Origin of the sequence: Peribacillus sp. NPDC076916 (genome assembly GCF_050269675.1) — a bacterium.
Classification (GTDB): Bacteria; Bacillota; Bacilli; order Bacillales; family DSM-1321; genus Peribacillus; species Peribacillus aracenensis.
This window is the reverse complement of record NZ_JBNNIU010000012.1, coordinates 107557-120189: the sequence shown is the minus strand read 5'-3', so window position 1 is coordinate 120189 and position 12633 is coordinate 107557. Positions and strand designations below refer to the sequence as shown.

The window sequence follows — 12633 nt, the reverse complement described above, 5'->3', positions numbered from 1 at the left end:
TGCACGTAATCGTTCATTTTCAGCCTGTAATGCCTCTAATGACCCTTCTACTGGTTTTTTCTTTGTTTCTTTTTTCATGGATGGACGCCCCTTTTTATTCGTTTCAAGAGCGTCAACCCCGTTCTCCTCCAATTGCTTTAGCCACATATTAATAGTAGAAGGAGAAGCAATGTTATACACAGCAGCTGCATGGGTACTAGACACTCCAAAATCGTTCATATAGTTTAGTACATCCATCTTAAAGTTAATATCATAATTTGTATAGGTAGAAATTAGCCCTTCTATCCCTTGTTCTTTATAATGTGCCACCCAATGCTTTAAAGGAGTCAAACTGGTATTAAATTGTTTGGCGATAGTACTAAATGAGACAACTCCTTCTAAATAAGCAAGGACAGCTTTTAATTTCAACTCTAATGAATATTTTGTCATAAAAAATAGCACCTCCAATTGTTAGATGGTATCTAACAATTGGAGGTGCAGTTCAAATGCAGTCTCTTTTTTTGTTTTAAAAATAAGAGTGGATGAGGCATATGGGCAAGGAAATAGGGAATTGATGATATTTTTGTTAATAGATTAGGTTATGGTTATCCTGAAGTGGGTAATCAATAATATCTGAATATACTAAGAGGCATACATAGAAACTTTTTATTTGACTGGAAATGGATAGTTTAATATGCTTAGCAAACCAAATCGAAGGAATTTCTTTTTTTATTGCAAAAAAATTCCCAGACAAAATTATTGAAAGTCAAAGAAGGTCAAGGTATAATAAAATTAGAAAGTCAAAGAAGGTCAAAGTTTTATTGTGAATTCATTTTTTTAAAGGAGGAGTACTACATGCTTTGTGAAAAATGTCATGTAAACCAAGCAAATATTCAAGTTCACCTAAATATGAACGGTCAGGAGCATGATGTGAAACTGTGCTCCACTTGTTATAAAGAAGAACGAAACAAACTTGGAGCAGCAATGGGCGGAATGGATACAGGAAAATTCCAATATAATGGATTTCCAAATTCATTCAATCCATTTAATTATAATGATATACCAAAACCGGATTCAGCTGAACATGGCGAGGATGGAGGATTGCTTGAGGAGTATGGCCGCAATTTGACCGATGCTGCGAAAGCTGGACTTATCGATCCCGTTATCGGAAGAAATGAAGAAATCAAACGCGTCATTGAAGTTCTTAATAGACGCAATAAAAATAATCCCGTTTTAATCGGTGAACCTGGTGTCGGTAAAACAGCCATTGCCGAAGGTCTTGCTTTAGCGATTGTAGAAGGTTCAGTGCCTGTTAAATTACGTAATAAGCTTGTATATATGCTTGATGTAGCGTCCCTTGTTTCGAATACTGGAATTAGAGGGCAATTCGAAGAACGAATGAAGCAATTGATCAGTGAATTGCAGGAAAGAAAAAATGTCATTTTATTCATCGATGAAATTCATCAACTTGTGGGAGCGGGTTCAGCCGAAGGATCAATGGATGCAGGGAATATCTTGAAACCTGCACTTGCACGCGGTGAACTTCAGCTTGTCGGAGCAACAACTTTATCCGAATATAGGAAAATTGAAAAAGATGGTGCCCTTGAAAGACGCTTCCAGCCTGTTCACGTTAATGAGCCGACAACGGCTGAGGCATTGGTCATCTTACATGGTTTAAAAGATAGTTATGAATCTTATCATGGTGTATCATATAGTGAGGAAGCCCTAAAAGCGGCTGTTGAACTCTCGAATCGCTATATTCAAGATCGATTCCTGCCTGATAAGGCAATAGACTTAATGGATGAAGCTGGTTCGAAATTGAACTTGAACATCGAAGACGGCCAGGTAGAAAACATGAAAGAGCGTCTGGCGCAAATTTATAAAGAAAAAGAAATAGCCTTAAAAGAAGAAGCATATGAAAAAGCTGCCCTTCTTCGTGATGAAGAAGAAAAACTGGAAAAGTCCTTGCAGGCTGGAGAAGATGCAATTAAGCCAACCGTTACCGTTGAAGATATTCAAAATATCATCGAACAAAAGACTGGTATACCTGTAGGTAAGCTCCAAGAAGATGAGCAAGATAGAATGGTTCATCTCCAGGAGGAGCTGATGAAAAAAGTAATCGGGCAGCAAGAAGCTGTCAAAAAGGTTTCAAAGGCCGTTCGAAGAAGTCGAGCAGGGTTAAAATCCAAAAATCGTCCTACCGGATCTTTCCTTTTCGTTGGTCCGACAGGAGTAGGTAAAACCGAATTGGCGAAAACTCTCGCTGAGGAATTGTTCGGGGACAAGGAAGCGATGATTCGTCTTGACATGAGTGAATTCATGGAGAAACACAGTGTTTCTAAATTAATCGGTTCTCCTCCTGGATATGTAGGGCATGAGGAAGCTGGACAATTGACGGAAAAAGTTCGCCGCAAACCTTACAGTATCATCCTATTGGATGAAATCGAAAAGGCACATCCGGATGTATTGCATATGTTCCTGCAAATCATGGAAGATGGCCGCTTAACCGACAGTCAAGGGCGGACCGTTACTTTTAAAGATACCGTGATCATCATGACGAGTAATGCTGGGGTCGGTGAGAAACAAAAAGTAATGGGATTCGGTACAAGTTCAGCTGTGGAAGAGGCTTCAATCCTACAATCTTTAGGCAGTTTCTTCAAACCGGAATTCTTGAACCGATTCGATAGCATCATTGAATTCTCGGCATTGAAGAAGGAAGATCTTCTGCAAATCGTTGATATCATGATTCACGAGCTAGAAGAAACCCTTGCTGCAAATGGTTTATCTTTAGATGTAACGAATGAAGCGAAACAAAGGCTGATTGAACTCGGATATCACCCAGCTTTCGGGGCGAGACCACTCCGCCGTGTACTTCAAGAACAGCTCGAAGACGGCATCACTGACTTTATCTTTGAGCAGCCTGAAGTTAAGAACTTCACTGCAATTGTTGAGGATGCCTCTGTGAAAATTATTAAAACACCATAAAGAGTACTAGAAATGCCTCCAAGACCGTAAAACTGTTATGGAGGCATTTTTTTTATTTTTATAAAATGATAGATAAGGTTCAGCTAAATGACCTATAGCTTTCGATTATTAAATGCAGATTTCTGAATTTTCGACATATTTTGCTGATTGAATGTTTTGATGGGAAACGCCTGTGGAACATAACATGAGGGAAGTTTCGTTTATGATTATAAATATTAATAATTCCTGTTCTAAAATGGGAATTTCAATGGAGGAATGACCTATTAAAGATTCACTTTCTTATTTTGAAGAGGAAAATAAAAATAATCGAAAACCAATGGATAATGAAGCGGAAAATCAGTTGGAATCTCTGCCGATTGCAAATAGTAATCCAGTGAACCCGTCGGAATTGGATGAACTATATTTCTATGAAGGCAAAGATTTAGGAAATTCCTATCTTAAAGATAAAACGGCATTCCGATTATGGGCACCACTTGCATCTGAAGCTAAGCTAGTCACTTATAACCATTGGGATGATACAGATGGAATGGAGATTCAGATGGTTCGTTCGGAGAAGGGGACATGGACCATTGAGATGAACGGAGATCAGGATGGCTTGATTTATACATATAAAGTGAGAGTGGGAGAAACCTGGAGTGAAGCCGTCGATCCCTATGTTCGTGCAGTTACTGTTAATGGTAATAAAGGAGTCGTGATAGATTTAAATGATACGAATCCTGAAAGGTGGACACGGAATAAACCACCACTCGAAAAAGCTGAGGACATAATCATTTATGAATTGCATACACGGGATCTGTCGATTCATCCTGAAAGCGGAATCCATCATAAAGGTAAATTCTTAGGAGTGATCGAAGCCGGCACCAAAGGCCCTGAAGGAGCGAAAACGGGTCTTGATCATATTAAAGATCTAGGTGTTACCCATGTTCAGTTTATCCCGATATTCGATTTTGCTACAGTCAATGAAATGAAATTGAATGAACCGCAATATAACTGGGGATATGATCCACAGAATTATAATGCTCCCGAGGGTTCTTATTCGACTGATCCGTATCAACCAAAAGTCAGGATCCGGGAGTTAAAGGAAATGATTCAAGGTTTACACGATCATGGTTTACGCGTAATCATGGATGTTGTGTATAATCACGTTTATACAGTGGAGGGATCAAACTTCCATAAACTCGTTCCCACTTACTTTTTTCGCTATAACGCCGACGGTACCTTATCTAATGGAACCGGTGTAGGAAATGACACCGCGTCTGAACGTAAAATGATGCGAAAATTCATCGTTGAATCTGTAACGTATTGGGCGAAGGAATTTGACCTTGATGGTTTTCGTTTCGATTTAATGGGGATTCATGATGTGGAAACGATGAATGAGGTGAAAAAGGCACTGGCAGAAATTGATCCGTCCCTCATTGTTTTGGGAGAAGGCTGGGATATGGATACCCCCCTTGCCCAAGAGCTGAAAGCAAATCAAAAGAATGCTTGTAAAATGCCTGGAATCGCTCACTTTAACGATGCGATCCGTGATGGTTTAAAAGGGTTTGTAATGAATGAACATGATAAAGGATTCGTGAATGGCAAACCAGGAATGGAAGATGTAATAAAAAAGGGCATCGCTGGTGGTTTGAAATATGACGAAGATATAGCAACCTATCAAAGACCAGATCAAGTGATCAATTATGTTGAAGCACATGACAATTATACTTTATGGGATAAGCTTCTCATCACAAATCCAGATGCGACAGAACAGGTACGGAAACAGATGCATAAATTAGCTTCGGCCGTCGTCTTACTGTCACAGGGAATTCCAATGATACATGCTGGACAAGAGTTCATGCGTACGAAGGATGGGGATGAAAATAGCTATCAATCTTCCGATTGGATTAACCGGTTGGATTGGAAAAGGAGAGCGGTGTTAGATCGGGAAGTGGAGTATATGAAAGGACTAATTTCGCTCAGGAAAAATCATGCTGTTTTTAGGTTAAGCACACCCGAGGAAATTGAGGAGCATTTACAATTCATTGATGCTCCGCCAAATGCGGTTGCATTTACTTTGAAACATAATGATTACAAAATTGCAGTGATTCATAATGCAAATTGGGACGGGATAACCATTTCTCTTCCCCACGAAGGTGATTGGTCCGTTTTAGTGGATGGTCAGCGGGCGGGCCTGGAAGAAATAAAAAGGGTTAAAGGGAGTCAGATTACCGTTGCCCCTTTAAGTTCGTTTGTACTGAAAACAAATTCTAACGGATGATAATAAAGTCGAAGTGAGTGAATACTATGTCTCACTTTGACTTTATTTCATTTTCTGATATGAAAATTATTGGTCAAATGAAGTCTTCCATTATTTTCTTTCGCAAGTTTGAGAAAAAATGTGCGGGGGTAGAAAATACTTAATGATGAATTTTATCGTTTTTTAAGAGGGGAGCCGATTATTTTGCCAGAGAAAGTACAGATAAAAATCAATGGTGTAGAGGCCAGCCTGGAAGGTAATCAAACAATTTTACAAATGCTGACGGATAGCTCGATTGAAATCCCGAATGTTTGTTACCATCCTAGCCTGGGTCCTATCGAAACATGTGATACATGTTTAGTGAGCGTTAATGGAGAACTTGTAAGGTCTTGTTCCACCAAGATCAAGGCTGGGGATGTAATCGATACAGTTTCACCAGATGTAAAAGAAGCACAGGTCATGGCGATGGACAAGATATTGTATAACCATGAGCTTTATTGTACGGTTTGCGATTATAATAATGGCACTTGTGAAATCCACAATACGGTTAAGGAAATGAGGGTAAATCATCAAAGTGTTCCTTTTGATCAGAAACCATATGAAGTGGATCGGTCAAATCCATTTTATCGATATGATCCGGATCAATGCATCCTTTGCGGCCGTTGTGTTGAAGCATGTCAAGATGTACAGGTCACTGAAACATTGACCATTGATTGGGAAGCTAAACGTCCACGAGTCATTTGGGACAATAATGTTCCAATCAACGAATCATCATGTGTGTCATGTGGACACTGTTCCACTGTTTGTCCGTGTAATGCAATGATGGAAAAAGGAATGGAAGGGGAAGCTGGATTTTTAACCGGCATCGCTAAACAAACTCTTCGACCTATGATAGAAATCACGAAAAATGTGGAAACGGGATATGGTTCGATTCTAGCGATTTCAGATATGGAATCAGCCATGAGGGATGCAAGGATCAAGAAGACAAAAACGGTTTGTACATACTGCGGGGTAGGATGCAGCTTTGACGTTTGGACCAAAGATCGTAAAATCCTAAAAATCGAACCGCAAGTGGAGGCACCTGCAAATGGAATTTCGACTTGTGTAAAAGGGAAATTCGGATGGGATTTCGTGAATAGTGAAGAAAGACTCACAAAACCTTTAATTAGAGAAGGAGATGCGTTCAAGGAAGTTGAATGGGATGAAGCCCTTGAATTGATTTCCCGTAAATTCACCGAAATCAAAGAGTATCACGGACCGGATTCAATGGCTTTCATAACGTCTTCCAAATGCACCAATGAAGAGTCCTATTTAATGCAAAAGCTGGCAAGGGGAATCATTGGCACCAATAATGTGGATAACTGTTCCCGGTATTGTCAAACGCCGGCTACTTTGGGATTATTCAGAACGGTTGGATATGGCGGGGATACAGGAGGGATAAAAGATATCGAAAAGTCCGAACTTGTATTAATCATAGGCTCCAATACAGCCGAATCCCACCCCGTTTTGGCTACCAGAATCAAACGTTCCCATAAAATAGGTAAACAGAAGCTGATCGTGGCGGACATCAGAAAGCATGAAATGGCTGAACGTTCCGATCTCTTCATCCAGCCTGCTCCGGGGTCGGATATCATTTGGCTGTCCGCCGTGACTAAATATATCGTCGACAAAGGTTGGACTGATAAAAACTTCATCAAAAATCGCGTAAATGGGATGGAGGAATACATCAAGTCTTTAGAACCTTACACAATGGAATATGCGGAAAAAGTAACAGGTGTAGCTAAAGAAGATTTAATTACGCTTGCAGAAGCCATTCATGAAGCGGGAAGTGTTGCATCGCTTTGGGCCATGGGCGTTACCCAGCATGGCGGAGGAAGCGATACGAGTACTGCAATTTCCAATTTATTGCTCATAACAGGCAACTACGGTAAACCTGGAACAGGTACTTATCCTTTACGCGGACATAATAATGTCCAAGGAGCCAGCGACTTTGGCAGTATGCCGGATCGCTTGCCAGGTTACGAAAAAGTAACGGACAAAAACGTTCGCGCGAAATATGAAAACATCTGGGGTGCAAAAATACCAGAAAACCCAGGCCTTAATAATCATGAAATGGTCGAAGGGATTCATGCAGGTACCATCAAAGCAATGTACTTAAAAGGAGAAGATATGGGTCTGGTCGATTCCAATATCAATCATGTTCATGAAGCATTTGAAAAACTGGACTTCTTTGTGGTACAAGATATCTTCTTATCAAGAACGGCAGAATTCGCGGATGTCGTCCTCCCAGCAAGCCCAAGCTTTGAAAAAGAAGGTACCTTCACGAATACCGAACGCCGTATTCAACGTCTATATCAAGTCTTTGAACCGTTGGGTGACTCAAAGCCCGATTGGCAAATCATTATGAATGTAGCTAATTCGTTAGGAGCAGGTTGGAATTATGAGCACCCAAGTGAAATCATGGACGAAGCAGCTAAACTATCTCCATTATATGCTGGAGTAAGTTATGAACGCTTGGAAGGATATAAAAGTCTTCAATGGCCAGTGGCACCAGATGGTAAAGATACGCCGCTTTTATTCACGGAAGCTTTTCCTTTCCCAGATGGAAAAGCAAGGTTATTTCCAGTCGAATGGACCAGACCGATTGACTTTGGGGATGAGTTTGATATCCATGTGAATAATGGCCGATTGTTGGAACATTTCCACGAAGGAAACATGACTTATAAATCAAAAGGCATCACTTACAAAACGCCAAAAGTATTCCTTGAAGTATCCAGGGAATTGGCAAAAGATAGAGGGCTTGAGGATGGCACTCTTGTTCGGCTTACTTCACCTTATGGAAATGCGAAAGTGCAATGCCTGGTTACAGATCGTGTTAAAGGTAAAGAGGTTTATCTGCCAATGAACGATTCAGGTGACGGGGCAATCAACCAATTGACAAGCAGCCATTCAGATAAAGATACTGATACCCCTGCCTATAAGGAAGTTCAGGCAAAAATGGAAGTGCTCAGGGTCAAAGGAGATAATCCATTGCCGAGCTTCAACCATCGTAATGGTAATCCACAACCACAGATAGGTGTACAAGTACAAAAAAAATGGGCCCGCGAAGATTATATATTCCCCGGTGACCTCTTGAAAATCAAAAAGGAGGAGAGGAACCGTGGCTAAAGCGACAAAAGTGATCAATCGAATCACCTTAAGCGATGAAGAAAGAAGAAGAATTGAACTCGAGGATATAGAGCGTACCCTTTTGGAAAATAAAGAAGTGATTAAAGAAACGTTTGAAGTTATGAAAGGCATGCAGGATCGTGGGATATTATCAATGGTTAACAGTTTGTTGAAGGAAGGGGACAAAGTGCTGAACATTCTTGTCAAAACAGCAGACACCCCAGAAACGGCAAATGCGCTAAAAAATCTCCTTCTCATACTTGGCACTTTAGGATCACTTAATGTTCAGCAGCTTGAACCGCTTATCCTTAAAGTCAATTCAGGGATTGCCCGTGTGGCCGAAGCGGGTAAAACTCCTGATAAGCCAAGCTATCTAGCGCTGATGCGTTCCTTGAATGACCAAGAAGTCAAACAAGCCATGACATTTCTGATGACCTTCCTTAAAGGAATGGGGGAAGATACAAGCGGTTTAGAAAGAACCACCCAACTACCAGAGAATCAGCAATTGCATAAAGCAAATGAAACAGCAGACATAGAACGGCCGACCACAAGAAAATCATACGGATCAAGTATACCCAGTAAAGGCGGAAGAGAAAAAAAACGATATACCAGCTGGTTTTGGATCGCTGCAGGAGTTTCACTCGTAACCATTCCGCTAACTTTTTCGAGAAGAAAGAAATAAGGACCTTGTTCGTTTTTCTCCGGAATATTGAAATGTTAGTAAAGGTGACGAATTCTCAATAAAATATTTAAGCCGATGATTCCCTTATACGGAATCATCGGCTTTTTTCGCAAGATAAGTAATAAATTTCTCACTAGCCTTTTATATTTTTATTAGACACAAATAATAAAGTCAATCATCAGTGAAACGAACATATACAGATACTTAATCAAAAAGGGTTGAAAGTGAGAATAGGACTCCTCATTCTTTTTTTAAAGTTTGGTTAATACCGAAGTCGTACCAGTAAGGCTTTTTAGTATACTTGTTATTTTAAATCCTTATCATTATGGAACCTAATGCTTGTAGAAATCCGTTGCGTACCATAAAATGGGGGTATCAAATTGATCAAGGGGTGTATAAATGAAGCTAAAATTAATGACCATCACTTTAGGGATCTGTTCTTCATTAATACTTTCAGGTTGTTCAAGGGAAGAGGAAAGTGTTGTTCAAAAAGAAAACAGTCATGAAGGACATTCAGAGCATTCGGTATCCGGTGACCTTCAGGAGGAGACCAGCAGCAAGGAGATAGCACCGGATTTCTTAGCTGATAAACCTGAGGATATGAAGACAATCTATTTAGCTGTTGCGCAAAACAAAAATTTACTTGAAAAAATACCTTGTTACTGCGGTTGTGGAGAGTCAGCTAACCATAAAAATAATTACGATTGTTTTATCCATGAAAATAAAAAAAATGGTGAAGTCGTTTGGGATGACCACGGGACGAAATGCGGAGTTTGCTTAGAAATAGCTGCACAATCCATATTGGACTTGAATGACGGTATGAGCATCAAAGAGATCCGGAATAAAATCGATGAGAAATATAAAAGTGGATATGCTAAACCAACCCCGACCCCTGAAGTGTAAAAGGAAAGAGAATGAAATCCTAGCGTGAATATGATAGTTGGAAAAATGGTTTTTGCCCGATATTCATTCGGAAAAAGGCCATTTTTTTATTTTGGGAGGGAGGGATGGTTGCTTACATATATAATATTGATTGCAATGGGGAATACTTCCAATAAACATAAAATCGTAAAGGAGCTATCCCCTTGACATTAATCCGCCTTGGTTATGTAGCCATGAGTAATCATGTTCCAAACTGTTCACCATCCCAAACGATGACTTTTGCTCAGTTTTCGAAAATTAAGGACAGAGATGCCGCGATAAGGAAGCTCGAACGTATTTCAATTTCCAATCTTCATAATTGCTGGCGTTTGCTGATTCATAACGAAGCTAATAATATTCAGTTCTTTAGGCTTTCTTCAAAACTAATCCCTTTAGCCAATCATCCAGAAATTCCAGAATGGGATTACATCGATCCGATTTCAGAAGAACTGGCTAAATTAAAAACATTCATTACAAACCACCCAAAAATAAGGATAGATTTTCACCCAGATCATTTCGTTATCTTGAATAGTACAAATATCGATATTCTGAAGACATCTTTAAAAACATTAAGGATGCATCATACGTTATTAAAAAAAATGGGAGTCGATCCCGAGCACCGCTGTGTTCTCCATGTTGGGGGCGGTTATGGGGAGCATGTTCAGGCATTAGAGCAATTCATCCATAATTGGGGTTTGATTCCTGAATCGATTCAAAGAATGGTCATTCTTGAAAATGATGATACTACCTTTACTTTGTCGGAAACCCTTTATTTATGTGAGAAATTAGGAATTCCGATGGTTTTTGATTACCACCATTACCTCGCATATCAGTTACCAAGTGAAGATTGGAAAGAGCATTGGAACCGTATATTAAATACCTGGAGTATTTCGAAGCTACCTCCTAAAATGCATATTTCAAGTCCAAGGTCCGATAAGGAATTTCGAGCACACGCTGACTTTGTGGATATAGGAATGTTCATGGAATTTTTGCACCAAATAAAGGGAAGCTTACCACAGCTGGATTGCATGATTGAAGCAAAACAAAAGGATGGAGCACTTTTCCAATTGATGGATGAGCTAAAAAGTTACAAAGAAATAGAAATCATAGATAATGCCAGTTTTTATATTCATTAATTGGTCGGAGGTATATTTGACAAAGGGAAGTAACTAAGATTCTCTTTATCAAAAATTACTGTTTACATAACATAATTATTGTAAATAAAAATGAATCTAACTACAAATGAGGAAAAGAAATCCCGGGACCGATTTTATTTGTTCTCACAGAAAAAAAATTGTAATGAATGCCAGACATTTCTTAGCAGGGTAAATCGGCTTTTTTAAAATGGCGTTTCCCTTATATTAATATAGAAAAGAGACAATATTAAAAAAAGAAAAACAGTCTTGTTTAATATCGTATATTTTCATAAAAAATTATAATAAAAGTCAAAAAGCGAGCTTCATATTTCTATTTTAAAGCTGTTGTTTTAATTCCTTAGAGTCAAGAGTCGATTGCGGATTAAAAACGCTATATGAGGCTGTAGAAGCGGTTAATGGAGGTTGGTAGATTTCAAGCGATATTCGGGTTCTTTTATAAGAATATTCCGAATGTAACAAAGGACCTCTATTGATACATTCAAAAACGCGTTATATCAAGGTTTATCAGGGTATCAAAATTTATAAAACTTGCCTTTTTTTCACCTGTTCACGTACAATGAAAGAAGGGGAAAGGGGAATGAGCCATTCATGCAAGCAACCTCTCAAAGAATAAAGAATGTCCAGCCGATACGCCGGTTGGATCACATAGAAAAGATGAAAAAGTCATTATTAAAATATTGCAGCTACAGGGATTATATGATGTTTACAATCGGGATAAACATCGGATTACGTATAGGGGATCTTTTACAATTGCGGGTTAAAGATATTCTCGAGGGTACGCATATAGTCATTGTTGAGCAAAAAACTGATAAAATTAAGAGATTCTTGGTCAATCCTCAACTACGGAAGGAAGTAAGGAAATATGTCCGGAAATCGAACCTGAAGAATGAACAGTATTTATTTCCGAGTCGAAAAGGAAATGGACCGATCACTAGGGTACAGGCTTATCGGGTGCTGAACAAAGCAGCTGAAATGGCAGACATTCCGGATGTCGGTACACATACCCTTCGGAAAACTTTCGGCTATTTGCATTATCAAAAATTCAAGGATATTGCTTTACTGCAGCAAATCCTTAATCATTCCAATCCAAAAGATACGATGATTTACATAGGACTCACACAAGATTTAATGGACGAAACATTGATGGATTTCTATTATTAACAGAACGGACGAAGACAACTCTTGTATTTCTCATTATTAATTATTGATATTTCAGTCTTGTAATAGGGAATTATTCCAATGCAACATTATTAAGATAGATCTGTATGCTCAGAGGTAACTGGTATTACTGGTAATTGGATAGGATCTTAACACAATCGAATGATATCAACAAAAAAAGACTAGAATATAGTCTTTTTTTGTTGATATCATCCAGTAGTGATTATGTAAAAAATCCAATTTCTTTTCAAACATTATATTAGAAACATTTAGACTTCTGAAAATCTGTCATACTTTTTTGAATAAGTAATGTTACAAAAGTTATCAAGAATGAAAAGGGGGTC

6 protein-coding genes and 2 pseudogenes are annotated in these 12633 nt (G+C 39.0%); 7 read left to right on the top strand and 1 reads right to left on the bottom strand.

The window, feature by feature from the left end; genetic code table 11:
* Positions 1 to 429 (bottom strand): helix-turn-helix domain-containing protein (locus ACQKFG_RS23575; RefSeq protein WP_427563360.1); only part of this gene is annotated, 429 nt, incomplete at its 3' end.
* Between the two features lie 405 nt (positions 430 to 834).
* Between ACQKFG_RS23575 and ACQKFG_RS23570 the strand changes: the two genes are divergently transcribed.
* The 7 genes and pseudogenes from ACQKFG_RS23570 (at position 835) to ACQKFG_RS23540 (ending at position 12292) form a co-directional block, all read left to right on the top strand.
* Complete coding sequence (locus tag ACQKFG_RS23570; RefSeq protein ID WP_427563358.1) at positions 835 to 2964, top strand: ATP-dependent Clp protease ATP-binding subunit; 2130 nt, start codon at positions 835 to 837, stop codon at positions 2962 to 2964.
* A 373-nt stretch (positions 2965 to 3337) separates the two neighbouring features.
* Positions 3338 to 5224, top strand: a pseudogene (gene pulA / locus ACQKFG_RS23565) (type I pullulanase); the annotation flags it as partial.
* Positions 5225 to 5407: 183 nt separating this feature from the next.
* On the top strand, positions 5408 to 8371 hold the full coding sequence (fdhF, locus tag ACQKFG_RS23560; RefSeq protein ID WP_427563356.1) for a formate dehydrogenase subunit alpha: 2964 nt from the start codon (positions 5408 to 5410) through the stop codon (positions 8369 to 8371).
* Positions 8364 to 8885, top strand: a pseudogene (locus ACQKFG_RS23555) (DUF1641 domain-containing protein); the annotation flags it as partial. The gene fdhF and the pseudogene ACQKFG_RS23555, both read left to right, overlap by 8 nt.
* A 567-nt stretch (positions 8886 to 9452) precedes the next feature.
* Positions 9453 to 9956: a PCYCGC motif-containing (lipo)protein gene (locus tag ACQKFG_RS23550; protein WP_427563354.1), complete on the top strand. Its 504-nt coding sequence runs from the start codon at positions 9453 to 9455 to the stop codon at positions 9954 to 9956.
* A gap of 182 nt (positions 9957 to 10138) precedes the next feature.
* Positions 10139 to 11110 (top strand): UV DNA damage repair endonuclease UvsE, encoded by a 972-nt coding sequence (gene uvsE, locus ACQKFG_RS23545; RefSeq protein ID WP_427563352.1) that lies wholly within the window; start codon positions 10139 to 10141, stop codon positions 11108 to 11110.
* A 609-nt stretch (positions 11111 to 11719) separates the two neighbouring features.
* Positions 11720 to 12292: a tyrosine-type recombinase/integrase gene (locus ACQKFG_RS23540; RefSeq protein ID WP_228467416.1), complete on the top strand. Its 573-nt coding sequence runs from the start codon at positions 11720 to 11722 to the stop codon at positions 12290 to 12292.
* The last annotated feature ends 341 nt before the right edge of the window (positions 12293 to 12633 follow it).